The organism is Oryzifoliimicrobium ureilyticum (assembly GCF_037199735.1).
Classification (GTDB): Bacteria; Pseudomonadota; Alphaproteobacteria; order Rhizobiales; family Rhizobiaceae; genus Rhizobium; species Rhizobium ureilyticus.
The window spans coordinates 13393-36926 of record NZ_JBBBVQ010000013.1; the positions used below are offsets into that span (position 1 = coordinate 13393).

Genomic DNA, 23534 nt, shown 5'->3' on the forward strand with positions numbered 1-23534 from the left:
GTTCCTGTTTGATCGATTGGCAGCCACACAGCAGGCTTTCGCCGAAAAGAAAACACAAAGCTCAAGTCGTGCGGGCTACACGCTTGGTGGAATAACGACTGACTCCGCAAAATCGGCGAATGCGCGTGCTTTTGCGCTTACCAATCTACCGGTTGGAAAGACAGCCCAAAGATCAATCGATGGAAGGTTCCAGTCTTCCAGGATCCGCACCACTGCGCCATTCTCCAGTTCCGGTGCAAACATCCAGTCGGAAGCAACCGTCAGGCCCAAGTGAGACAAGACGGCGGTCCGGATGCCTTCCGCAGCGCTGAAGCGTGTCCGGCCCGTCACGACAACGGATGCTTGCGTCCCCTCGCGATTGAAAGTCCAGGTGCTGCCAGTTTGGGTATAGACGACCGCCTGATGAGCTGCCAGTTCGGCAGGAACGAGCGGTATGCCGTGACGTTCGAGATATGCTGGGGTCGCCAACACGGAGCGGCGGCCTGTGGCAAGTTTTCGCGCAACCGCAGAAGAGTCAGGAAGGTCGCCCATCCTGAGCCCAACGTCTATGCCCTCCGATACGAGGTCGATCATGCGATCGTCGAGAATGACATCGACCTCGAGATCCGGATGGCTCGCCATAAATTGTGGGAGATGAGGCAGGATCATGATCCTGGCGAATGTCGTCGCAGCGCAGACGCGAAGCCGGCCTGAAAGGCCCGCACCTGCGCCCTTTGCCTCAAGTTCGGCCTCATTCGCCTCCTGGATCGCATTCCTGGCACGCTCAAAGAAGCGCAAACCTGCATCTGTTGGCGTTAAACCGTGGGTGGATCGCACCAGAAGGCGGACCTGCAGCCGGTCCTCCAGTTGGGCGATCGTCTTGGAGATCGCCGGCTGTCCCACACCGATCTGCCGCGCAGCCGCCGAGAAAGAACCCGTCTCCACCACACGCACAAAGGCCGTCATCGCCTGCAATCTGTCCATCGCTTATTCTCCTAGGGAATAAGCATTATCGCTTCATCCCGCCTGCCGCAACCTGTGAGGAATGGTCATAACTTCCCTCAACAGAACACGGTTTGTTGGAGTTAAACGATGATTGAAGTCTATGCCTTTGCCACGCCAAACAGCGTCAAGGTGCTGATTGCACTCGAAGAGATGGGGCTGCCCTACGAGCTGAAGCCGGTCAATGTCCGCAAGGGCGAGCAGAAGAATGACTTATTTCTTGCTCTCAACCCTAACGGGAAGGTTCCAGTTCTTGTCGACGATGGTTTCGTCTTGACGGAAAGCGCTGCCATTCTTGTTCATCTCGCAGAGAAAACCGGAAAGCTGTTGTCGCAGGATAATGTTAGCCGCGCACGGGTGTTCGAAGAGCTCTTCTTTCACGCCTCAGGTGTTAGCCCTGCCTTTGGAAATGCCGGCTTCTTCAAACGCTCGTCGCCAGAGCCGCAGCCAATTGCCGAAGCCCGCTTCACCAGCGAGGCAGAGCGGCTTCTCGGTTTGCTCGATGCCAAGCTCGCTTCGCAGCCCTTCGTCGCTGGAGATGCATTCACGATTGCCGATATTGCCCATTTCGGATGGATCTGGCGGCTGCAGTTCGCAGGTCTGACCCTTGAGGGCTGCCCAAACCTATCGCGCTGGTTTGAAACGGTGGGCGCCCGCCCCTCAGTCCAGCAAGCACTTCTGCGCGCCGAAGGCCTCGTCGAAAGCGCGGGATCTGCCGCCTGATCCTCCACCTATCAATTCATCCACACCTTGGAGAACCACCATGTCAAACTTCCAATCCTACAAAGACGGCTTTGCCAATGCTCGCCTCACCCGCACCCCAAGTGGCGTCCTCGAGGTCGCCCTGCACACAGATGGCGGCAAGCTCGTCTTCAACGGCCACACCCATGAGCAGTTCGTCGACCTCTTCCACCAGATCGGGTCGGATCCTGAAAACCGGGTCGTTATCCTCACAGGCTCCGGCGATACTTTCATGGATGCGATCAGCCCGGACGGTTTCGATTTCTTCTCGCCGCGCGGCTACGACAAGATTTTCCGCGAGGGGCGTAAGGTTCTCATGAACATCCTCGACATCGAGGTCCCGATGATCACGGCGCTGAACGGCTCGGTACTGCTTCACTCGGAATATGCCTTGTTGACCGATATCGTGCTGGCGACGCCAGAGACGGTCTTTCAGGACAAGCCGCATTTCGATTTCGGTATCGTGCCGGGCGACGGCGTTAATCTGCTCTGGCCTGAAGTCATTGGCAGCATCCGCGGCCGATACTTTATCTTGACACGCCAGGTATTGGATGCGGCGACCGCCAAAGAGTGGGGCGTCGTCAACGAGATCGTGCCGGCGGACAGATTGCTCGCCCGTGCTCATGAGATTGCCGAGGGCATTGCTGCACTGCCGCCGCTGACGTCAAGCTACACTCGCATTGCGCTGACCCAGAAACTGCGCCGGATTATCGATCAGGAAGGCGGCTATGGCCTCGCGCTCGAAGGTATCAGTGCCGCGGAAGTCGCCCGCTCGATGGCTGCCAACGGCTGATGACATCGTGCCGGCTCGCTCTGTCTGACGGCGCCAAAGCATAATCGTCCCCTACACCTCTACCGATACAACCTCAAGGAAGACGACCATGACCCTTCAATCCAAGCTCGATGCCTTCAAGGCCGATTTTGAAGCGGGCAAGCCGCCCTACAATATTCCCCACTCGGTCATCGAGACGATGCACCGTGCAACCGCCGAACTGATCGCCTCCGGAGCTGCGCAGAAAGCATTGAAGGCAGGCGACCGGCTGCCGGAATTTGCCCTTAATGATCCGGACGGCAATCCGGTGTCCTCCGTCGAACTACTGGCTCACGGCCCGCTGGTGATCAGCTTCTATCGCGGTGTCTGGTGCCCCTATTGCAATATGGAGTTGCAGGCTCTTCAGGAGGCACTGCCGCAGTTTGAGGCGCTCGGCGCAAAACTTGTTGCCATCTCGCCGCAAAACCCGGTCAACAGCCGCAAGTCGGTCCGCCAGAACGATCTCACTTTCCCAATCTTATCCGATCCTCGTAACGATGTTGCAGCCGCATTCGGCCTGCGCTTTGAGATGCAGGATTATCTGGTCGATCTTTACAAGTCGCTGAAGAACGACCTTCCTGCCTTCAATGGCGATACCAGCTGGACGCTGCCGATGCCGGCTCGTTACGTGGTGAGCCAGGACGGCATCATCCTTTATGCCAAGGTTAATCCGGATTATACGCGTCGCCCCGAGCCGGAAGACATGCTGCCAGCTCTGCAGGCAGCAGCAAACTACGCGGCTGCCTGATCCTATTTCCACCAAAGGACCCCGCCTCTTCAAAGGTGGGGTCGAGGAGTTTCCCATGAAGAGAAGATTTTTGATTACCGGGGCCAGCAAGGGTATTGGATTGGCTCTGACAAATCGTCTTGCAGAGCAGGGCCACACTGTCATTGGCATTGCCCGCAATAAACCCGACACGTTTCCCGGCCATTTGCATCAGCTCGACCTTTCAGCGCGCGCCACGGGCAATGAGCTTGCGACCATCGTGCGCGACGAGAAGATCGACGGGATCATCAACAATGTCGGCCTCGTCCGGGCCGAACCCCTTGGCGACATTGCTGTCGAGACGCTTGAAGAGGTCATGCGTGTCAATTTGCACCCGGCGCTCGTAGCAGTGCAAGCAGCATTGCCCGGCATGCGATCACAAGGGTGGGGACGTATCGTCAACATTTCGAGCCTCACAGTTCTTGGCAGCGTGGAGCGCACCAGCTATGCGGCGGCTAAGGCGGCATTGGTCAGCTTTACAAGAAGCTGGGCACTGGAGCTTGCCACCAGCGGTATCACGGTCAATGCCGTATCGCCGGGACCGACAGAAACCGAACTCTTTCGCGCCAACAATCCGGCCGGAAGCGAGGGAGAAGCACGCTATCTTTTCGGAGTGCCAATGCGCCGCTTCGGCCGGCCGGAGGAAATTGCCGCGGCGATCGCCTTCCTGCTGTCAGACGATGCCGCCTTCATCACCGGTCAAACCGTGCACGTCGATGGAGGCGCCTCGATAGGGAAGGCATTGGCGTAGAAGCCAACATCTTCGACAACTTGCCCTCCCTTCCCCACCGTCCATCCTGATCAAGATCATCTCACCAAGGAAGGGTCTTGTTGAAGCGATCCACATACCGCAGACCGGCTTTACCCCTATTTGCCTCGATCATATCGACGACAAGCGGAATGCTCTCGTCAATCGACAGCAAGGCATTTGAGCCACCCATGTCGGTACGAACCCAACCAGGTGCCACGAGGAGCAGCGTATGTCGGTCCCGCGCATGCTGAGCCGCGTAACCCTTCATCAGCATGTTGAGGGCGGCCTTGCTGGAGGAATAGAGTTGCCAAGATCCCGTTGCGTTTTGAATGCTGCCAAGCTCGGAAGTCATGATCGCAATCGTTCCCCCCGCCGGGACCAAGCTTCGTAAAAGCTCGGCGGCTCTTACGGGCGCAAACGCATTGACGAGCATCATGTCGAGAAAGTCACGCTCGTCAGCAACGCCTGGGCTGCTCTCGATAGCACGCGCAATCCCGGCATTGATGAAGAGAACGTCGAGGTTGCGGCCGGAAAGACGGTCCTTGAGGGCGTCGACGCTTTCTGCATTCGCGATGTCGAGCGTTTCGATGTCGAGACTTCCGAGGAACCGGCCACCAAGATCAGAGAGTTCTCGGGAAGGTGTCCGCACGGTCGCGATCACCCGCCAACCACGTTTGAGCCATTCTTCCGTAAGTGCGAAGCCGAGACCACGTGAGGCTCCAAGAACCAATGCCGTCGATTGCTGTGTCATGGCGTTTTCCTTTCTGCTTTTTGTTGGAGAAATAGCTCCGTTGAACTTCGAACGACAGCGCATATCAGTCACAACATTCCGGACAAGGAATCATGGAACCATGATCTATGACAGTCGGCTGCTTGCGGGCGTAACCGTTTTTATGGCGGTCGTTGACGCTGGGACAATGACAAAGGCCGCGGGCGCTTTGGGGATGACCCAGTCGGGCGTCGGCAGATCGATACAGCGTTTAGAAGCGCGAATTGGAATACGCCTCTTCGATAGGACAACGCGGACCATGAGGCTAACCGATGAGGGCAGACGATTTTGGGAGCGTGTTGGCCCACATCTGGAGCGGATTGAGGAGGCCGCTCTGGACGCCGCTGATGCGAAAGAGACAGTTCGCGGCAGACTGCGCGTAAGTGTCGATCCCTTCTTCTGCCGCCTGGTGCTTGCGCGCCAGCTCGCTGGATTTTTGGAACAGCACAATGAACTGCGGCTGGAGTTGATCATGCGCGATCACATTGGTGACTTGGTTGCCGATGCCTTCGACATGGCGTTACGGTTCGAGCCGCCGCCGGTCGCAGGTTTTACCAATCGAAAGATGCTGGAAACACGAATCTTGACCGTTGCGTCGCCGGGTTATTTGGCCCGGCACGGCCAGCCTCAGCATCCGCGCGACCTTATCCACCACATGTGCATTGATTATCAGGATCCAACAACAGGACGCGCCTTCGATTGGGAGTTCCACCGCGGCGCGGAAATATTCCCGGTTCGTCCGCCGGCACGATTGATGGTCTCCGACGTCGAGACAATGATCGCGGCTTGTTGCGAAGGAGCCGGTATCGCGCAAATCATGGAACTCGGGTCACGACGTATCAGGGAGAGCGGTCGCCTGATCGACATTTTTCCCGACTGGCCTGGCGAGACCTTCCCACTCTATGCTATTTTCCCGTCACGACGCCATCGTGCTGCGAAAGTCCGTGTCTTCACAGATTTCTGTCTGAAGCTGCTCGATGCGGGAGGTGAACTCTCTCTGCCGTAGCATGGAAAGACGTCGAAGCAATGAACCGTTGGTGCTCAAAGCGACAGTGTGCGACGCTCAAACAACGCAGCAAAACAGTCAGCTCGAAGTTCTGACGATGATCGCCGCCGCTTCGCCAGCTCTTTCCATATAGGTTGAATCGCGATGCAGCAGCACAACGGAGAATGCACCATCGAGAAGCAAAACGATCTGCTGAGCAATTCGGCGCGCCTCTTCAGGCTCATGCAGTTCACCAAGGACGAGACAAAGCCAGTCTTCGACGTTCCGCTTATGTCTGCGGCCGACAATGAGGGCGGGATGCCCGGGTGTCTGCACGAGCTCGACCGACGTGCGCAGAAAACCGCAGCCTCTCCACCTTTTTTGTCTTGCCGCTTTGGCAAGCTTTTGAAAGATGCTCTGGATCCTTTTTGGTAGATCGCCTTCCGCCTCAGCAAACCATCGCTTGAATGTCTCAAGGTTCGGTTGGTCGCGCTGTTCGAGATAAGCCGCGATCAAATCGTCTTTGCTGCGGAAATGGTAATAAAGGCCGCGCTTGGTAACCTTCGCCTTTTCTGCAATGGCGTCCATGCTGACCGCGTGGATACCCTCTTGATAAAAAAGCTGGGCAGCCGAAGCGACAATACGATCTCTAGTCGACGGTTTCGATTGGCTCATGGTGTTTAGTATACCGACCAGTGAATATACACAATCACTCCTACCGACTATGGTCTTCTTTCGAAAACCAGACAAGCCGGGCGTCCTCCATGTGCCAATCCCAATCCGTCGAACTTATCTGTGGGGACCAGACGCGGCTTGCCGGCGACCTTTGGCTGTCGCGCTCGGGCGCAGCCGGGAGCATTATCATCAATTGTGCCACGGGCGTGGCCGCACGCTACTATCACCGATATGCAGCATTTCTGGCAGAGCACGGGTTTGATGTCCTTACCTATGATTATCGCGGCATTGGTCGCTCACGTCCGAACAGCCTCAAAGGATGTTGCTATCGATGGCGTGACTGGGGCGAGCTTGACGTCGAAGCCGCCCTGCAATTCATGCACGCGCAGGGCCGTGGCAATGCGGTCCTCGTGGTGGGACATAGTATTGGCGGCTTTCTCCTCGGACTTGCAAAGAGTGCCCCGCTTGTCACACGGGCCCTGACGGTCGGCGCCCAATATGCCTGGTGGGGCGATTACGCGAGCCAGAGCCGTCGAGCCCTCTTTTGGAAGTGGCATATCGTGATGCCAATCCTGACATTCGCCTGCGGGTATTTTCCGGGCAAACGGCTAGGATGGCTGGAGGATCTTCCGGCCGGCGTTGCTTACGAGTGGAGTTTCCGAGGGCCCCGGTTCGAGCGCAGTCACACACGGAAAAATAGACAGGACGTTCTACGGTGTGTGGCATCGGTCAAGGCGGATATCCTAGCGCTGTGCATTTCCGACGATGATCTCGGAACACCAGCGGCGATCGATCGCACGCTGGCTTATTTTTCTGGATCACGACGAACCACCGTCTTGATCGAGCCGGGCGACTACGGTCGCCGGGCGATCGGTCACTTCGGACTTTTTCATGACAGCCACAAAAACGGATTTTGGCTCGACACTCTTCTCTGGCTGCGGGACGGAACAAACCCTTGGCCCGACAAAATCGGAAAAGTCTACGTACCAGATACCCTGCCCTCATCTCCTCGATCGATCTAAATGATTGCAGAAGATCCCGAGGGATTAAAAAGCCAATTTAGGCTGTGCTCGTCAATCCATCTCGGGATGTTGATCAGGTCGATTGTCGTGATGAAAAGCCCGCTAGCACGACCGTCACTTGCTTCATTCGTTGATCAAAAGTGCCCGCATTTTTAGTCATGGCCGTCCGACATGATAGTGTGTCCTTCCGACTAAAGTTACGCTTCGCCCCAGATCGCCTCGGCAGTTTTGACAACGAGTTCCAGCTTGCGCCGTTGGTCTTCTTCGGTAATGGCGTTGCCGTGTTCGGTGGAAGCAAACCCGCATTGCGGGGCAATTCCCAACTGATCCATATCGACAAACTTGCTGGAAGCGTCAAATTGCGCCCGCAGCCAGTCCGGCGATTCGAGCTCTGGTGTCTTTGTGGTGATGAACCCTGCCATGACCCTTTTGCGACCCTTCGGCAGAAGCTTCAGCGGCTCTAGTCCACCGGCGCGATCGGTATCATATTCCATGAAGTAGACATCGACACTGGTCTTATTGAAGATAGCGTCCGCAGCAGCATCATAGCCTCCCGATGCAGCATAGGTTGAGCGGAAATTCCCGCGGCACATATGCATCCCAATGACCATGTCTTGAGGACGATCCTTGATCGCCTCCTCGAGCATCCAAGCGTAACGATCAATAAGCCAATCAGGGTCTTGGCCCATGGCTTTGCGCTGTTCACGCTGCTTGGGATCGCAAAGGTAGGCGAAGAAGATGTCGTCGAGTTGTAGGTAACGGCAACCTGCAGCATAGAAGGCTGCGACCGCGTCGCGATAAGTGCGCGCAATATCGGCGAAGAGGACCTCAGGGTCCTGGTATTCCGCCGGGCGAACATCGGCAGGCTCGGTGCGGAAATGCACGCAGGAAGGGCCGGGAATAGAAATCTTTGGGCAGACCCTCGTATGCTCCTTCACAAAGGCAAAGTGCTCCAGCATCGGATGATCTGACGGAAAGCCAAGCTTGCCATTGATGACCGGATGTACCGGTGGGATCTGAGTGCCATGGAATTGCACGCCTTCGCCGCGGGTTTCCATATCCATGCCTTCAAGCATGCCCATGAAATCGAAGTGCCAGAAGGCGCGGCGCGCTTCACCGTCGGTCACGACCTTCAGGCCGACATCTTCCTGCATCTTGATAAGTGCTGGAATTTCCTCGTCCTCAATGGCATGCAATTGCGCAGCAGTCGCATTGGCATGTCTGGCATCCGCAACGCGGCGGGGGCGCAGGAGACTGCCGACATGGTCGGCGCGGAAGGGAGGTGTTGGCATCACTCTACTCCTCATAGATGTTTCTCATGGCACATAAAGCCGAGAGCCTCCTCAAATCCCAGCCCTCGGTCGCGACCACCTTTGCGAATAGATGGGCGTAATTAAGTCAGCCACGCACGGAGTCTCAACATCTGCTCCGGCCGCAGCATAACCCCTTTGGATTCACGACATCTCCAGGGTCAACTTGGCCAGTGCGGCTTCGTAAAACTCTAGGAAAATCCACGTCGAGGCAATCGGCGCCGCATTTATCGTGCGGCGCCTAGCGGCTTCAACGATCTGGAGATCGGTCAAGGTAATCCGGTTTCTGTCGGCGGACCTCGGTGGACCACGGGCGTCAGTTGACGTTGCGTCAGGGCCCAACGCGCAATTTCGTCTTTACGGGCAAACCAGACGTCGTCATGGCTCTTTGCATAGGTGAGGAAGCGATCAAGCGCCCGGATGCGGTTTGCATGGCCGCTTAGTCGGTCATGCATGCCGATCACCATCAGGCGACGTCTGGTTGCACCTTCCTCATAGAGTTGGTCAAATTCATCACGCAATGCTTGCTCGTGTGCATGTGGATCGTAGCCTTGAAACGGGAAATTCATATCGTTCATGTGAAGTGTGTAGGGCACCATCACAAGTTCTTGGTCGCGCACGGGGATGATGAAGGGCTCATCCCGGCTTGGTTCATCAATGCTGTAGAGGAAACCTAACTCGCTCAGGGTCTCGGAAATATGGATGGAATTGCGCATGAAATATGCGTTCCAACCAACAGGCTGCGTGCCCGTCACGCGCTTTATGGTGTCCACGGAATCCTTGATAAACGCTTTTTCCTTCTCGCGTGGTAGATCGTAGGAGGCTGTCCAGGTCGGTCCGTGGGCGCCCGCTTCATGGCCGCGCCTAACAATCTCGCGGGCCAGATCGGGATTTTGCTCAATCGCCTTGCCGATCATAAAAGACGTCACCTTGATGTCGTGCTTGTCAAATAGATCAAGCGCCCGCGCGATGCCCTCATTCACTCCATAGGCAAAGAACGCATTCGTTGGCTGGTCGGGAAAGCCGGGCTTTGTGGGTTCAGGCAGCGCACCGCCGGCTCCGGAAATCGGCTGTCCTGTCCCTTCAAACATGAGGGAAATACTAATGGCCAATCTAGCACCGTTTGGCCAAAATGGACCCGCTTTCGCATCAATCTTGTTTGTGGTCGTTGTTCGTTGGTCGCCCGCCTGAGCAACGGCTGATAGGGCTTGCGAAGCGATCGCCCCGGTTGCCGCAACGCTAACGAAGCCGCGGCGTGTCAATTCCAGTCTTGATTTCGGAAACATGATTTTCATCCGTTTGTTGCCACGCGAAGCCCGCGCTTGGCCGATGCGTAAAGACTATTCGCACGTCCAAGCTGACGCCCTCAGCGCAGGGATTTAGATGACAGGATGTCTGGTAAGCTTGCTACAGCAGGCTTCGCTCGTTTGCTTCAAGGCGCAAGCGTCGCGCCACCATCGACAGTGACAGTCGATCCGGTGAAGAAAGAGCTTGATCCGGCATGAAGGTGACGTGAGCCTGTCGTTTGGGTCGCCTATCGGCCGGACAGGCACCCAGTTTGCAGCCCCTTAAACATCATCAGCCAGTTATCCGCCCCGATCTTCGCGCTCTGCCGCTCATGATGCCGGGGTTTTCATAACAATTGATCCTGCGCTGGTTGTTATGAGAAGAACATATGTCCATCCGATATCAGGCAGTAGATGCCCGACGGTCCTTGCACTCGTTCTCGCAAGTCACGAATAAAGACATATTGGAGCATCGGGCGACAACGATCTTGCTTTCGAGCAGATTAAACGTGCGCCGCCAAAGACCGACAAATCGAGAGGGCCTATGCGATGCTTTCAGATAAGTACGGTGGGCGTCGCGGCCCGGCGAGATTGCACCAGGTTTGATATCTCGCTGTAAAGGATATTTTGTGATCGCAATGGCGACCGGCAGCCAACCGATAGCCTCTCACTGTGACCATTTCCGACGCCGCAAAGGCCTGTAACGCAAGAGCATCGTTACAGGCCATAAGCGGAAAAGCAATACCTTGCAGGGGCGTTGCTTCTCTTAGATCTGCGACCTTGCCTCATCGGCGATCGGATGAAGGTCCTGGAGAGGTAACGACCCAATCAGGCTGTAACCCATGCCATTCTTGGCCCAGCTCCATCCGCCTATATCGCCCTGATTGGTGGGAACCATCGGCTTGTTCTGATCGGCGATCATATGCCTTGTGAGCATGACAAGCCGGCTGCCCTTGTCGTTGTCATACATCAGCATGACACCCGCACCATGTACCGTCGGAATGACACGCGCTCCCATCAGGCGGTAGCCCGCCTTTGTGAGATCTGGGACCGTGGTAGTGCGGCCGAGGGTCTCGCCGGCGAATTGCTGCAAAGCCTGAGGATCATCCGCCTTTAGTTCAACCGGGCGGATCCGATCCGATGCGAATGCATTGTAGGTTGCGGAAGCTTCCTGGGCGAGAGCGGCAACGCCTTCCGTGGGCGGCCCCATATAGTCTTTGGTCATCCAGCCACCCATCCCACCAATCGCCAGTAGAACGATCGCTGCGGCTGCCATTTGTGCGTAGCGCGGCGCATGCGTTGTCGTGCGGCTTGTCGCAATCGTTTTCAGATTAAGCCTAGACGGGATCGGCTCACTTGCAACGGGATCCATCGCAGAGCGAAGAGCGGCAGCCTGCCTCTGATATGCTGACACCCGTGTTGCGGCAGCCGCGTTATCGCGCAAATAGGCTAGAACGTCGCGTCTACGTTCCTCGTCGAGAGCGTTGTCCACAAACGCCTGGAGGTCGTCTTCGGAAATAGGTCTCATCGTCATTTCACCCTCCTGATATAGGGCCCGTTGGCGGATGTTGTCGATGGATGGGTTTCTAAGATTGTTCTTAGCTGTTCGCGCGCACGCGACAGACGTGACATCACGGTACCGAGCGGAATATCCAGAACCTTTGCGACTTCGGCGTAAGATAGATCTTCGACGGACACAAGGAGCAGGATACTGCGATGATCCGGCGGCAGACGTTCAATGGCCGCCATTACCTGGTTCTGGTAAACCGAATCTTCCTGCGTTGCTTCGCGGGCGCTTGCGGATTCCGGAGCATCGTCAATGGGCACGCCGCCGCCACGCCGCGCATCCTGCCTTAGCCGGTTTACCGCCAGATTGTGCAAAATCGCGAACACCCAAGAACGCGGATTCTCTCCACGACGTCGACCCCAATGAAGGACAACCTTTTCAAGGCAGTCCTGGACGATGTCGTCGGCTGTGTCGTGATGTCCCAAAAGCCCCCGGGCGTAGCGCCTGAGAGCGGGGATCATCGGCTCGATCTGTAGAAGCAAATCATCCATCTCTGTGCCTTTCCGGCATGCGGCCCGCCAAGACGGCGAGCCGCTGCCCAAACTCATCAATCGGCGGCTTGAACCTGCAGGATCTTGCCTGGCTTGCCGTCTTCAGATGTTGCCACCACTAGGTACCGACGCTCGTCCCGGTGCTTTGACTCAACGATCTGCCTAATCGGACCAACTGCATTGACGATAGCTGAGCCAGCCGGATTCGTCATGAAGCCCGACAATTCTTCCAGCGGACCGCTTCCGTCTACTTTATCCGACAAAGCTAGAATATAGGGCTTCTTCGGTTCAAGTCCCGTCACGGACGCTTGAAGAACTTGCGTGAGACCCTGCTCAAACAGTGAGACGCTCGTGGGCGCCTTTTCCTTGCCACCCTTCGCAGCAAGCTTGAAATGTGCCGCCTCGCCTGCCTTTCCGAGCGGCACGAGGTTTTGCAAACCATCGCCTTCGGGAACAGCATTCGGAACATAGACAACCGCTTGAGGTGCCTGTCCGATCGGAATGTTGGCGATGATTTTGTTTGTGAGCGTGTCGATCACGGCAAACTGATCGGCATTTTCCAGCCCGACATAGACACGAGTACCGTCTCCGGATGGCCAAACTCCATGGGGCAAGTTTCCGACAGGAATGGTCGCCACCTGCTCGAAGGTGTCGGTGCGGAACACCTTCACCTCGTTAAGACCACCGACCGTCACATAGGCAAAACTGCCATTCTTATTTGTGACGAGGTTGACGTGATTGGTGATGGGTCCGGTATCGATGGTCTTGAGCAGATCAAAAGGTGCTTGCGCGTTGAAGACCTGGGTCTTGCCGACGTCCTTCAAAGTGAACCAGACTTGGCGACCGTCAGCCGACGCCGCGATATTCGGGCAGAAAGGACTATCCTGCTTTACGTGACCGACAATCTGATGATCGGCGACCGAAACGACCACGGTCTCGGGATTGAAGGATGAGCAGATGTACCCGTATTTTCCGTCGGGCGAGAAAATCTGCATACCCGGTCCCGCAGGAACCTTGATCTGTGCCTTCTCTTCGAATGTGTTGGCATCGATGACGGAGATATAATCTTCGCCGCGCACTGTGACCCACACCTCTTTCCCATCAGGGGTAAAGAATGCTTCGTGCGGGGAGCGGCCCACATAGGTCGTATGCTTGACGCTATTGGTCGCTGTGTCGATGAATGTGACAGAATTGGAGCCGATCGAGACGACAGCCAGTGTCTTATGATCCGGTGAGAAGCCCATGCCATGGACGAGAACCTGCCCTTTATAGAGCGGCGAGAGATTGCCCGGCTGCGGATCGCCAAGCTTGATTACGCCAAGCAGCTTGTTGGTCGAAGGATCGCTGACGGAAACAGTGTTGGAGAATTGTTCAGCGGCATAGACGCGATCCTTGCTGCTAACAGGAATATCGGGATCGGAGGCGAGGCCCGGAGCCTGTCCGGCGAAGGCAGAAAAAGGCAACAGCATGCTGCCCGCCAGAAGACTGGCGGCAAAAGATGTTCTGATGTTCATAAGACTGACCTTTGAGTTACATCTTCATGTTCGGATCCATGCCTTGCATGGAGCCAGTGGAAGGGGTTTCCGGGGCGACCTGCGTGGGCGAAGGACCGGAGGGCGGGAGGGCGTCGCCGATCGCAAGTTTCATAGCCGCGATCTCCTGTTGTTGATCAACGATAATCTCTTGCGCGATACGCTTGAGCTGCTCGTTCTTGCCGTATTTGAGAACGGCGAGCGCCATGTCGATGGCGCCTTGATGGTGAGGCGTCATCATAGCGACAAAGTCGCGGTCGACATCGCCCGTTGGCTTGACCTCCATATCCGCCATCATCTTATCCATCGCGGCATTGTTTTGCGCGAGGTAGGCGGATTCTGTCGCGTCGGCGACCGTGGTGACTTGGCCTGTCTGGCCATGTTGTGTGGGGTCATGCGCAAGGCCGCTCGACAGTCCGACCATCGCCAGGAAAGATGCCGAAACCACCATCGATTTTCCAGTGAGCCAAATCTTCATCGATGTCTTCCTTGTTGTTTCAGTGGTGTAGACACGCGGCGGAGCGATCTATTCCATGCAGTCCTCAAAAAATTCAGGTCGTCGGATCATCAAGCCCGAAAGAGGACACCAGGGCAAAAGCGAGTAAACCAAGCGCAACCTCAAGGGCGGCGCCAGCGGTCAATGCGCGCCTGGATGCGGTCGGATGCGTTCGATTGAATGGGAGGATCAAATATCGGTTTGCAATCGCAATGAAGGTCATCGCCACGGCAACGCCAATTTTAATCAGTAGCTTCCGCTGGTAGTCCTCTTCCAAATTGAGCGGCAGGCGACCTAAGATAAAAAAGGTGTTCGCAATGCCGCTCGCAAGGACGACGGCAACCGCGATGTGGCCGAGCCTTGAAAAGCGTTTCATGGAAGTAATCACATCGCGCCGCAAGTCTTGGACCTGCGACAGGCGTAGAAGCAGAACGAACGGGAACAAGGCTCCAACCCATGCGGTCGCCGACAAAGCATGTATGGCATCTACTCCCATTCGTAGAAACGCCGCTCCGTCAGAACTCCCGGCAGGATGTCCTCTGCTCGCCAACTCGCAGATCGCCAGTCCGGCAAGCCCAACGCCAACTTGATGAAGCTTCTTAAAGACCGCAATGAAAAGACCGACCGAGGTCATCGCCTGCAAGACGAGCGAAATGCCTACATTCGTGTGGAGGGCAACAATAGCCATCAGATCGAGGCGCTCCAATGCTGACCAGTTTGAAGCGATCGCCGCAGTCTGAACAGGCAAAGCAGTGGCAGCTGCAGCCGCGGATAATAGGCCTGCCACCGCGAGCGGGAGTCGCATCGACATTATCAGACTTTGCTTCACCCGCCCTTCGACCAGAAGAACCAGGCCACCTCCGCCCCACACTGTCGCCAGCCCCGTATCGAGAAGGAATCGGTTGAAGACCAGCACGTCATGCGGCGTCACGGCATCACCTTGAACGTTACAGTACCAGCTGTCTGGTGGCCGTCCTTCGACAGGACATGCCAATCAATCTTATAGCTGCCTGCCGACAAAGGTGTGGTTGGCGCAGCCGAAAGGCACTTGCCGTCTTGGCCGCCAACTTTTTCGTCTTTCAGGTCAACCTTAGCGCCCTGGGCATCTTCGATAGAAAGCTGAAAGAATGCTGGCTCTAAGCCCTCAGAAAAAGTGAGCACGACCGATTGTGGTGACTTATTCAAGACGACACCATCTGCCGGCTCCGAGGTTGTGAGACGAGCATGCGCCGACGCCATGCCCGAAGTTTGGACCGCGAAAGTGGCTATGACGAGGAGTGATTTGATCAGTTTGTCCATGATGTCACCTGTCGAACGAGGACTTGGTGTTCTGGTAGACATCGGGACGGCAATGATATTCCGCCGCCAAGGGAAAATTATCTGCTTTCTTCGCGCCAGAGGAAGACTGGCGCAAAGGCTGAGGCACGATGAGACCGCGCTGCCTTCTTCGCCTACCTCATACGATCGCGAACATCATCTGATGCGGCCTTCGGCAGAAAACTATCGACGATGCGAAGGTCGTCCGCTCCATTGCGCTGGTGAGAGATTTTACTCGCCGCGTCGTGCACGACAGGCTGCATTTGCTCAAAACAGCGCCGAACGCCATTCATAGCTGCCTTGGGTTCGGGAAAGATGACCAATACCCGGGAAGTCCAGATGACACGAGAATATCTTGGTGTTCTCGGATGCGGCCTTCTCAAGAACCTTCAGGCGGGTTCTCACCGCTTGCGCGCCATCAAAGTCGAAGACAAACCCCAAATCAGGCTTTGCCAGAAGGACTGGGTGGTGAACAAGATCTCCCCAATGCAACAGTTTGTCTCCCTCGCTCTCTATCTGATAGAGCGTGTGGCCTGGGCTGTGACCAGCTGCAAGAAGAGCGGTTACACCTTCAATAGGATCATCGCCATCGTCGACAAATGCAATCTGATCGATGTAAGGGCTGAGGTTCGCTTGCGCACCCTGGGCGATGAATCGGGCAGCCGCGGACCGTGAGGGGTCGAGAGCAGCCGGGGACATCCAGTGGTCGAATTCAGCCTCGCTGATGAGAACCGTCGCATTCTTATAGATCGCTTTTCCAGACGGATCTGTAAGACCCCAACAATGGTCGGGGTGAGCATGCGTTATCGCAATCACATCAATCTCGTCAGGACTGATGCCCGCCTTCGCCATTGACTTCAACATATGGCCGGTTGACTGGCCAAAGGCCTTAGCGCCGAAGTCTGGCGACCTGCCTGATCCCGCGTCGAAAAGGATGCGTCGCCGGCCAGTGTTGACGATAAGCATGTTCTGCTGAAGGTTCACAGAATCTGTGGGAAGGGAAAGCTCCGCCAGAATTCTCGTCACTTCATCCGCCGAATTTTCACCGAAGGCCTTTGATGGCGACCCAAGCGTAAAAGGTCCGTCGCTCACCACGGTGCACTCGAATTTTCCCAGCATAAATTTTGCGGAGATGCTGGTCTCGTCGATCGTCGTCTCGTTCATCATGGGGCCTCTAGCGCACGTATCACGGTCTAAAGCATGTGTTCGCCGAAGTGCGAGCGCGTGGTGAGAGTTATCGAGCGAATAATCAAATAGCTTTCGTTTCAAAAACTGATGTCAGACAGAACGCATCTCATGACAATTGAAATTGAAGGCCCGGACATTGATGCTGCCATCGTCTCAGTCGTCTCAAAGAGTTGATGGAAGTAGAAACGCGAGGATGAGAGAGCTGGTGGGCAGAAGCAGTGGATGAACGAGGCGGCTGCGCTAGACGCCTTTCATCCCCTCACCCTGGCGTAACATGCACCTATCGAGATCCAAAAGTCGACCGTCAGCCCGAGACGCAAACGGAAAGATCATACCATTTTACATCCGACGCCATGACTGCCTCAGCAGCTGCTCTGCCGTATTGTACCGCATCCACGCCCAATAACAATTCGGTTGGCGGATGCTCCATATCCGCGATTGTGAGAACGACTTCAGCAATCTTCTTTGGGTGCGAAGATTCCCGTCCTGAGTTTTCACGAAGAAACCTGGAAAAGGCTCCAACGGTTTGTTCATAAGGCGGGGTGGGAGGATAAACTTGCATAGAAGCTCCGGCCCAATCCGTACGAATGCCTCCAGGCTGTAAGGTCGTGACTTTGACACCAAGCGGAGCAAGCTCCTGCGCGAGAACAAGCGAAAAACCCCGAACAGCGAATTTTGCACTTTGATAGGCGCTAAGGCCGACGCTTGCAATTCTTGAACCAATGGACGCAATTTGAATGATATGTCCATAGCCCTGGGCGCGAAGGATCGGTGCGGCAGCTTTGCTGACATAAACGACACCAAAGAAATTCGTCATAACCTGCCGCGTGAAGTCATCGATCTCAATATCTTCAACAGAGGCTGTATTCGCGTAGCCCGCATTGTTGACGACGACGTCAAGTTTACCGAACCTGTCAAGACCCTGCTTGATTGCTTCACCGACTGCGTGCATGTCCGTCACATCAAGCGCAAGCGGCAGTACCTTGTCATCAAAAGCGGTCACAAGATCATTCAGATCCTCTGGATGTCGCGCCGTTGCAACGACTTGGTCACCGGCCTCAAGCGCAGCCTCCACAATGTGGCGACCCAAACCTCGTGAGCTTCCTGTAACGAACCATACTTTCGGCACTGTAATACCCTCTTGGCTTCACGAACTGAGACAGGACGCAGTCTTTCTTCGAATGCAGTTCCTCAAAGTGAACGCCATTCCGAGGGGCATCAGTTACAGCCTGATGTCTATTCAGGCGGCCAGCGTTGCATCTGCAATGGCCTTAGAGGCCACTCCCTGAGCCACGTTCGAGTGCGGCCTGACGTCACTCTGCTCCGAGACCTGCTGAAAAGCACTGCCAAGCAGCATGCCTGTTGTTGCTGACCAACCCTCTGACTGCAGGTTTGCCGGATCAGTCCGTGGTTACCAAGCTCATTTCAATCGTATCCAACAACCTTGTTTCGGAAACGCTTCCGACATTGCCGTAGGATCAAAACGCTGCTGCGACCTCTCGGGCGCATCCAGTGGAGACCGAAAGACGGCTTATGCAGACATCCGATCGAATAAAACTTCGAGACGACACCCGTGATGATCATCCGCGGTATGACATGATCGCAGACCCTCTCGGTTGGACGGTCTGGGATCACGAAAATAAAGCGCCCGCTGTTTACAGGCGGGAGGTTCTATCGAGCGTGCCTCGACCGAAAGCGCGTCGATTGACGACATTACTGAACCGTTTGGATTTGCGAATTAGGTCGAAGCACGTAAAATGAGGTCTGGTTGCCTTGCCCAGGCAGATGAGCAGAGCGTTAAACCGACGGCTACGACTATCGATCAGCCTCGATGAAAGCCAGTCGCGGTCCACGATAATTCAGCACTGTGAAAACCCTCATCGTCAGGTTCATAGCTCGCCAAACCATCCTTCCACAGCGCCGGGCCTTGGTGATGCGTTTTTGTCGGACTTAGCAAGGCAAGGGTGATTGGTAGCTCAAGATCTCCAAACACAAAGCGACCGTCACCTATTCTTTTTCGCTACGTTTGAAACATTAAGCCTGCTTTAGTCAGCGATGGCCTTGCCTCGCTTGTAGTGACAACCATAGAACCACAAAGAGAACTTGATGCGGCAAGAGAGGCGTTTGCAGCATCCATCGCCGTAAGCTTGCCCGATAATTTGAAGAGAGCAGAGATACGAAGTTTTCGATTGAGCGGCTTGGTCGGTTTGTCTTCTTCCTCTCAACAATCCAGGATCGATCTTCAAGATGAGCGGCGCTGCGGAACGGTTTCTTCTTTGTTTCCTTTTTATGATCGCATTTGTCGGATCGTTGCAGATCGCTCGTTCTCAGATGGCGGGTTCTGCCTCAGAAAGAGAGCCGATCGAAGTTTTGAAGGTTCCCCGTCCTGGCGATCCGCGAAAGCTGGTATTGGGGGAGGCACTTTTCAATGACCCTATCCTTTCGGGGAAACGTCAGCTGGCATGCTCGACGTGTCATGACCTTGCATCGGGAGGAACGGTCCATATAGCCAGAACGATCGGGTATATGGGACGAGAGCATCGCTATAATGCTCCGACCGTCTTTAATGTCGCCGATAACTACCGCTTAGGTTGGAGAGGAAACTTTACCTCGCTTCAAGATCAGACCGACTCCATCTTGATGGATCCCAATCTTATGGCGAGTGATTGGCCGACTTTGCTGACAAAAATGAGCCGCAGTCGATTTGAACCAGTCTTCGAAGCTATCTATGGGCATGAGCCGACGCGCGAAGACATCCTTGATATTATGGCGACTTATCTACGGTCGTTGGTTACTCCGAATTCTCGGTTTGATCGCTATCTGTCGGGTGACAAAACGGCTTTGTCTGCGAGCGAGGTGAAGGGTTACGAAGTCTTCAAGACATTCGGATGCGCCTCATGCCATCAAGGTTCTAACGTTGGTGGAAATCTTGTCCAGAAATTTGGACTGTTCAACATTCCCCCGAGCAATCCAGATCCCAATTATGACGGAGACCTGGGCCGGTTTACAATAACCCACAGGGAAGAAGACAAAGGTGTCTTCCGCGTCCCAAGCCTGAGAAACGTCGCCCTTACCGCCCCCTACTTCCACGACGGGAGAGCAAAAACGCTCGAGGAAGCTGTCAGGACGATGGCAGAATGTCAGGTCGGAGAAAATATCGACCCGTCCGACGTCACGCTGATCGTTGGCTTCCTCAAGACACTGACGGGCGAGTTCAAAGGCAAGCCGCTCGATGCGCCGTGACAGCTTTAATGGAAAAAGCGCCGTAGATCGAACGTCCTAGGATCGAAAATTGATAAACTCTTCTATGTGATCTTGATGGACATGGCGCTACGGATCGCGGTCGCAAGATCTTTCGACCCTATCGGCTTCTTTAAAAACTCAGCACCTTTAAGTTCGCTGTAGGCATTTGGCTCTCCTCGACCACGCTCGGTGAGTACGACATACGGGAGGCTCGATAATCTGCTGAAAGCTTCGCTCTTCATGAACGAGCGGAGCAAACTCGCGTCAACAAGCAAAACATCGAGCTTTTCTTGTTCCTGCGCAAACCACGAAGCCAGAGCATCGCTATTTTTGAATCCCATCGGCTCATAGCCGAGCGCTGCAACTTTTTCCTCATACATCATCCTGACATTGTCATCCTGCTCGAGAATACCCACAAGTTCACCAGCGCCAACCGGGACGTCTGCGTCTTTGAAGAACTCGGAAAGCGGTACTGCGGGTTTGCCACAAGATGGCAGATAGATCCTAAATCTGGTGCCGATGCCCTTTTTACTTTCGACATCAATATAGCCGCTCAAAGCAGTCACATGTCCATGGACGGCAGCCAGGCCAAGACCAGTTCCCCCATCGTGAGGGCGCGTGGTGAAAAATGGCTCGAAGATATGCGGCAACACCTCTTCCGGAATTCCGCTTCCGCTATCTTTCACGGAAAGCCTGACCCATCGCCCGCTCGGGAGATCGCTGTGCGAAAGTGTGCGTTTATCTGCAAATTGGACGATATCGACCTCAATGTGAATAGTTCCTGGTCCGACAATTGCTTCTGCAGCGTTTTTGCAAAGATTCATGGCAATCTGCTGAATCTCGACGGGGTTTCCGAATACGACAGCTTTGTTGGCCGGAAAGGAGGTCAGCAGTTCCAGGTCGCTGCGAAGCGATATTTGCAAAAGCGGTTCAATGTCATGGAGTACTTCAACGATATCTATTGGTTTGGTCGTTCTTCGTCTTTTGCGGCTCAGCGCAAGTATTTGATCGATGATTTTTTTCGCTCTTTCACCTGCTGAGATGATTTGCTGGACATAGTTCGTGAGCGGCGATTTCCGTTTAAGAGAATGTTGCGCGAGCTCGGCATAGCCAAGCATTGCCCCCAATATGTTATTGAACTCGTGTGCGATGCCTCCTGCCAAGGTTCCGACTGCCTGGAGCCGCTCGGCGTGATCGACGCGACGTTGAAGAACCTCCCGTTCTGTCCGATTTTGATGTAGCTCGATGTTAGAAACGATGACTTGTAACATGGCAAGCACGAAAGCGATCTCTTCCTTGCCGGGTTTGGAACGTGGCTTCACGTATTTGAATGCAAGGATACCCGAGAGCCGATTGGAATGGGCGATCCCAACCACCATTCCGACAACAAAGCTTGTTTTTACGCATCGCGTTGCCGACCCACCGATCAGGGATTGCGGCGGTGCTTTGATGAAATGGGCTGGATTTATGCCATTGCGCAAAGCTGTGCTGAGCTGGTCCCAAAGCAAACCACCCACCGGTATGATTGTACCGTCGCTTGCGTATTCATGCTCCAATTCCCCTGAAACCGCATGTAATGTTGAAAGCTGGTACGAGGCACCAGCGAGTTGCTCCATCATCAGATCAATTGCGGTGCGCACGGTTTTCCCGAAATCTTCTTGAGCGCTGTCTTTAAAACAGGCCGTCAGGTTCGCAAGCGCCGCTTCAACCGTCAGCTTTTGCTTCAATGTCTCCGTCTGCCGCCGTAATTTATAGATCAAACTGGCCACGTAACCGCAGAGCGCGAAGGAGACTGATCCGAGATAAATCCGGCTCCATGCAGCACGAGCCGTAAGCCGCCCAAATTCTTTCAAATATTCGCCTTGTAGCGCCTGAGCGCGAGGCGAGGTCTGTGAGGCTTGGATATTGCTGACCATCATATCCACGGAGGGAAGTCCCTTGAGGATAACCGATCCATGCGTCAAAACGGCCCAGACGTCGGATCCACGAACCGGCTTTTCAGGTGCGATCTGTTGCAGTTGAGCGTAAATTCTACTGGATAGATCAGGCGTAGGCCGCATCGAAAAATGCATCATCTCATTACCAAGATTTCTTGGGACGAGATCATCGCCGTTGTTCAAGGAGGTGAGCGCTCTATTGAAGATCTCAAGTGAATTCTGAAGCTGCGAGTTATCGGTCTTAAATCGCTCGACAACATCGTCGTCTTGCATGATCGAGACGTCCAGATCGTGCAGTAGATCCTGAAGATGGCCATCGCCCGCAGCATCGCTTTGTTGCAAGAGGTGCCGGAGGTCCGTAACGGCCTTATGCAATTTCATGACCGACGTCACCAGCGGGTCATAGTTTTCAAGCATTCCATACCGGGACTGGAGAACGTCTCTTTGAAGAGACGCGTTGTTCACATCGACCGCGCGCAAACTGGTTAGAATTGCTTCATGGGTCTCGCGGTCCGGGCCCCGCCCTGTCGCAAGCATTGCGAAGATGAACGCAGCCACAATGAGGAGCAAGATAAGCCAAGGCTGACGTCCGAGCACGGAGCGCCTTGTCAGGCTGTGATAGGTGAATTCGTTATATCGCTTTCGAATTCGGTTCATCATATCGAGGCAAAGCCGACCTCCTTTTTTGAGACTGGGGGAACATGCAAAAGGCTTCGCTAAAACCTAGCCAAGGCAAGATATGAAAAAGATCGGTGAGAGGCCTTCGAACACAGAGACGAGGAGCTCATAGATGGAGCAGCAAGATAGCTCACCTATTTTTCACCGCGGTACGCGACACTTCGCAAACCGCGGCGAAATAAGGTCAAGCCGTTCAAAGCTGTTTGGTTAACGTGGACCTGCGTAATTCTTTCGCTTACCAAAACTAAGAAACATCTTGTCTGATTTGAATACTCGCTGTTGCCGTCCAACGAGTTCTCGCTTTTCCGTACGAAGATCAACCAAGATATTTAAATACGTGGAGCTGTCGCACATTCTTTAGTACCAGCCATAGGCGGCGCCCCGCCCCCGTGTCTCGATGCTTCGTTACTGCGACAGCACGGCTCCGATTTCACATCTTGAAATTCGTGTCCGTTTCGGCTCCAATTTTCACAACTCGTGCGAAGGCGTCTGCCGGGTTCATCCGCGCAAATGGTTCATTTTTATCGGCAGCCTCGACTGCATCAAAAAACGCCTGATGCGCCGCCACCGATATACTCAGGAGCAGGGCCGTTGCAGTACCGTTATTGAAGAAACTGTGCGGGACATGGGGACCCGCAATGACGACGTCGCCCGGACCGCATTTGAGTTTTTCGAACTGTTCTCCCGATGAAAATTCTACCTCACCCTGCAAAATATAGAAGCTTTCCGGGTAGCTGTGGGTATGAAGGGGCACGCCTTCTCCCGCTTCAAGACGCTGTTCAAAAAGGCAAAAGCCACCATCAACATCTTGACCCCTGGCTTTCCACGTCAAGTTTGCGCCTGCAACGGAAAAGGCCTGTCCTTGCCCGGCAGAAATTTTCACCACACCTTCTTGTGATCCCATTTTCACTCAACCAGCCTTCCATGCTTTCATAAGATGAGAAGAAGAGACAAGTTCATTGGAGCGGTTGATGCCGCAGGCCAAGTC

General features: G+C 54.9%; 22 protein-coding genes. 7 read left to right on the top strand and 15 right to left on the bottom strand.

Annotated elements, in window-relative coordinates; genetic code table 11:
* Positions 1 to 75: 75 nt before the first annotated feature.
* Positions 76 to 963, bottom strand: a complete 888-nt coding sequence (locus VQ830_RS17480; protein ID WP_337269432.1) for a LysR family transcriptional regulator — start codon at positions 961 to 963, stop codon at positions 76 to 78.
* A gap of 108 nt (positions 964 to 1071) precedes the next feature.
* Between VQ830_RS17480 and VQ830_RS17485 the strand changes: the two genes are divergently transcribed.
* From VQ830_RS17485 to VQ830_RS17500, 4 genes are all read left to right on the top strand, one after another.
* The gene (locus VQ830_RS17485; protein ID WP_337269433.1) at positions 1072 to 1704 is read left to right on the top strand and encodes a glutathione S-transferase family protein; all 633 of its coding nucleotides are present in this window, start codon (positions 1072 to 1074) and stop codon (positions 1702 to 1704) included.
* Between the two features lie 40 nt (positions 1705 to 1744).
* A complete protein-coding gene (locus tag VQ830_RS17490) occupies positions 1745 to 2515 on the top strand; it encodes an enoyl-CoA hydratase/isomerase family protein (protein ID WP_337269434.1) in 771 nt (256 codons plus the stop codon).
* 88 nt (positions 2516 to 2603) lie between these two features.
* Positions 2604 to 3281 (top strand): peroxiredoxin-like family protein, encoded by a 678-nt coding sequence (locus VQ830_RS17495; RefSeq protein ID WP_337269435.1) that lies wholly within the window; start codon positions 2604 to 2606, stop codon positions 3279 to 3281.
* A gap of 55 nt (positions 3282 to 3336) precedes the next feature.
* Positions 3337 to 4050, top strand: a complete 714-nt coding sequence (locus VQ830_RS17500; RefSeq protein WP_337269436.1) for an SDR family oxidoreductase — start codon at positions 3337 to 3339, stop codon at positions 4048 to 4050.
* Between the two features lie 61 nt (positions 4051 to 4111).
* Here VQ830_RS17500 and VQ830_RS17505 read toward each other — a convergent pair whose 3' ends face one another.
* Positions 4112 to 4801, bottom strand: coding sequence for an SDR family NAD(P)-dependent oxidoreductase (locus tag VQ830_RS17505; RefSeq protein WP_337269437.1), 690 nt, complete (start codon positions 4799 to 4801; stop codon positions 4112 to 4114).
* A 100-nt stretch (positions 4802 to 4901) separates the two neighbouring features.
* On the opposite strand from VQ830_RS17505, the gene VQ830_RS17510 reads away from it, so the two are divergent.
* Positions 4902 to 5825, top strand: a complete 924-nt coding sequence (locus VQ830_RS17510) for a LysR family transcriptional regulator (RefSeq protein WP_337269438.1) — start codon at positions 4902 to 4904, stop codon at positions 5823 to 5825.
* A gap of 78 nt (positions 5826 to 5903) precedes the next feature.
* Here VQ830_RS17510 and VQ830_RS17515 read toward each other — a convergent pair whose 3' ends face one another.
* On the bottom strand, positions 5904 to 6479 hold the full coding sequence (locus VQ830_RS17515) for a TetR/AcrR family transcriptional regulator (RefSeq protein WP_337269439.1): 576 nt from the start codon (positions 6477 to 6479) through the stop codon (positions 5904 to 5906).
* 89 nt (positions 6480 to 6568) lie between these two features.
* Between VQ830_RS17515 and VQ830_RS17520 the strand changes: the two genes are divergently transcribed.
* The gene (locus VQ830_RS17520; RefSeq protein WP_337269440.1) at positions 6569 to 7501 is read left to right on the top strand and encodes an alpha/beta hydrolase family protein; all 933 of its coding nucleotides are present in this window, start codon (positions 6569 to 6571) and stop codon (positions 7499 to 7501) included.
* Positions 7502 to 7698: 197 nt separating this feature from the next.
* Here the strand turns inward: VQ830_RS17520 and VQ830_RS17525 are convergent, their stop codons facing one another.
* The 10 genes from VQ830_RS17525 to VQ830_RS17570 form a co-directional block, all read right to left on the bottom strand.
* A complete protein-coding gene (locus tag VQ830_RS17525; protein WP_337269441.1) occupies positions 7699 to 8793 on the bottom strand; it encodes a 5-methyltetrahydropteroyltriglutamate--homocysteine S-methyltransferase in 1095 nt (364 codons plus the stop codon).
* Between the two features lie 287 nt (positions 8794 to 9080).
* Complete coding sequence (locus tag VQ830_RS17530; RefSeq protein WP_337269442.1) at positions 9081 to 10097, bottom strand: polysaccharide deacetylase family protein; 1017 nt, start codon at positions 10095 to 10097, stop codon at positions 9081 to 9083.
* Positions 10098 to 10863: 766 nt separating this feature from the next.
* Complete coding sequence (locus VQ830_RS17535; protein ID WP_337269443.1) at positions 10864 to 11631, bottom strand: anti-sigma factor family protein; 768 nt, start codon at positions 11629 to 11631, stop codon at positions 10864 to 10866.
* Positions 11628 to 12155 (bottom strand): RNA polymerase sigma factor, encoded by a 528-nt coding sequence (locus VQ830_RS17540; RefSeq protein WP_337269444.1) that lies wholly within the window; start codon positions 12153 to 12155, stop codon positions 11628 to 11630. Before VQ830_RS17540 ends, VQ830_RS17535 begins: the two co-directional genes overlap by 4 nt.
* Before the next feature lie 56 nt (positions 12156 to 12211).
* Positions 12212 to 13669 carry a YncE family protein gene (locus VQ830_RS17545; protein ID WP_337269445.1) on the bottom strand — a complete coding sequence of 486 codons (1458 nt, stop codon included), beginning with the start codon at positions 13667 to 13669 and terminating at the stop codon, positions 12212 to 12214.
* A 16-nt stretch (positions 13670 to 13685) separates the two neighbouring features.
* Positions 13686 to 14165 carry a DUF305 domain-containing protein gene (locus tag VQ830_RS17550; protein WP_337269446.1) on the bottom strand — a complete coding sequence of 160 codons (480 nt, stop codon included), beginning with the start codon at positions 14163 to 14165 and terminating at the stop codon, positions 13686 to 13688.
* 73 nt (positions 14166 to 14238) lie between these two features.
* The gene (locus tag VQ830_RS17555; protein ID WP_337269447.1) at positions 14239 to 15114 is read right to left on the bottom strand and encodes a CopD family protein; all 876 of its coding nucleotides are present in this window, start codon (positions 15112 to 15114) and stop codon (positions 14239 to 14241) included.
* Complete coding sequence (gene copC / locus VQ830_RS17560; RefSeq protein WP_337269448.1) at positions 15111 to 15482, bottom strand: copper homeostasis periplasmic binding protein CopC; 372 nt, start codon at positions 15480 to 15482, stop codon at positions 15111 to 15113. The genes VQ830_RS17555 and copC overlap by 4 nt, the downstream gene beginning before the upstream one ends.
* 285 nt (positions 15483 to 15767) lie before the next feature.
* On the bottom strand, positions 15768 to 16667 hold the full coding sequence (locus VQ830_RS17565) for an MBL fold metallo-hydrolase (protein ID WP_337269449.1): 900 nt from the start codon (positions 16665 to 16667) through the stop codon (positions 15768 to 15770).
* A 325-nt stretch (positions 16668 to 16992) separates the two neighbouring features.
* The gene (locus tag VQ830_RS17570; RefSeq protein WP_337269450.1) at positions 16993 to 17817 is read right to left on the bottom strand and encodes an SDR family NAD(P)-dependent oxidoreductase; all 825 of its coding nucleotides are present in this window, start codon (positions 17815 to 17817) and stop codon (positions 16993 to 16995) included.
* 1202 nt (positions 17818 to 19019) lie between these two features.
* Here VQ830_RS17570 and VQ830_RS17575 point away from each other — a divergent pair.
* Entirely contained in the window at positions 19020 to 19931 is a 912-nt protein-coding gene (locus tag VQ830_RS17575; protein WP_337269567.1) for a cytochrome-c peroxidase, read from the top strand.
* A gap of 62 nt (positions 19932 to 19993) precedes the next feature.
* Here VQ830_RS17575 and VQ830_RS17580 read toward each other — a convergent pair whose 3' ends face one another.
* Both VQ830_RS17580 and VQ830_RS17585 read right to left on the bottom strand, forming a co-directional pair.
* Positions 19994 to 22528 (bottom strand): two-component system VirA-like sensor kinase, encoded by a 2535-nt coding sequence (locus tag VQ830_RS17580; RefSeq protein WP_337269451.1) that lies wholly within the window; start codon positions 22526 to 22528, stop codon positions 19994 to 19996.
* A gap of 448 nt (positions 22529 to 22976) precedes the next feature.
* Entirely contained in the window at positions 22977 to 23450 is a 474-nt protein-coding gene (locus tag VQ830_RS17585) for a cupin domain-containing protein (RefSeq protein ID WP_337269568.1), read from the bottom strand.
* Between the last annotated feature and the right edge of the window lie 84 nt (positions 23451 to 23534).

Bases quoted from the DNA above. Each gene is read 5' to 3' on its own strand.
- VQ830_RS17565 (WP_337269449.1), bottom strand. From the start codon at position 16,667: ATGATGAACGAGACGACGATCGACGAGACCAGCATCTCCGCAAAATTT.
- VQ830_RS17495 (WP_337269435.1), top strand. From the start codon at position 2,604: ATGACCCTTCAATCCAAGCTCGATGCCTTCAAGGCCGATTTTGAAGCG.
- VQ830_RS17530 (WP_337269442.1), bottom strand. From the start codon at position 10,097: ATGTTTCCGAAATCAAGACTGGAATTGACACGCCGCGGCTTCGTTAGC.
- VQ830_RS17540 (WP_337269444.1), bottom strand. From the start codon at position 12,155: ATGGATGATTTGCTTCTACAGATCGAGCCGATGATCCCCGCTCTCAGG.
- VQ830_RS17480 (WP_337269432.1), bottom strand. From the start codon at position 963: ATGGACAGATTGCAGGCGATGACGGCCTTTGTGCGTGTGGTGGAGACG.
- VQ830_RS17505 (WP_337269437.1), bottom strand. From the start codon at position 4,801: ATGACACAGCAATCGACGGCATTGGTTCTTGGAGCCTCACGTGGTCTC.
- VQ830_RS17545 (WP_337269445.1), bottom strand. From the start codon at position 13,669: ATGAACATCAGAACATCTTTTGCCGCCAGTCTTCTGGCGGGCAGCATG.
- VQ830_RS17580 (WP_337269451.1), bottom strand. From the start codon at position 22,528: ATGATGAACCGAATTCGAAAGCGATATAACGAATTCACCTATCACAGC.
- VQ830_RS17500 (WP_337269436.1), top strand. From the start codon at position 3,337: ATGAAGAGAAGATTTTTGATTACCGGGGCCAGCAAGGGTATTGGATTG.
- VQ830_RS17550 (WP_337269446.1), bottom strand. From the start codon at position 14,165: ATGAAGATTTGGCTCACTGGAAAATCGATGGTGGTTTCGGCATCTTTC.
- VQ830_RS17525 (WP_337269441.1), bottom strand. From the start codon at position 8,793: ATGCCAACACCTCCCTTCCGCGCCGACCATGTCGGCAGTCTCCTGCGC.
- copC (WP_337269448.1), bottom strand. From the start codon at position 15,482: ATGGACAAACTGATCAAATCACTCCTCGTCATAGCCACTTTCGCGGTC.
- VQ830_RS17510 (WP_337269438.1), top strand. From the start codon at position 4,902: ATGATCTATGACAGTCGGCTGCTTGCGGGCGTAACCGTTTTTATGGCG.
- VQ830_RS17515 (WP_337269439.1), bottom strand. From the start codon at position 6,479: ATGAGCCAATCGAAACCGTCGACTAGAGATCGTATTGTCGCTTCGGCT.
- VQ830_RS17490 (WP_337269434.1), top strand. From the start codon at position 1,745: ATGTCAAACTTCCAATCCTACAAAGACGGCTTTGCCAATGCTCGCCTC.
- VQ830_RS17585 (WP_337269568.1), bottom strand. From the start codon at position 23,450: ATGGGATCACAAGAAGGTGTGGTGAAAATTTCTGCCGGGCAAGGACAG.
- VQ830_RS17520 (WP_337269440.1), top strand. From the start codon at position 6,569: ATGTGCCAATCCCAATCCGTCGAACTTATCTGTGGGGACCAGACGCGG.
- VQ830_RS17575 (WP_337269567.1), top strand. From the start codon at position 19,020: ATGGCGGGTTCTGCCTCAGAAAGAGAGCCGATCGAAGTTTTGAAGGTT.
- VQ830_RS17535 (WP_337269443.1), bottom strand. From the start codon at position 11,631: ATGACGATGAGACCTATTTCCGAAGACGACCTCCAGGCGTTTGTGGAC.
- VQ830_RS17485 (WP_337269433.1), top strand. From the start codon at position 1,072: ATGATTGAAGTCTATGCCTTTGCCACGCCAAACAGCGTCAAGGTGCTG.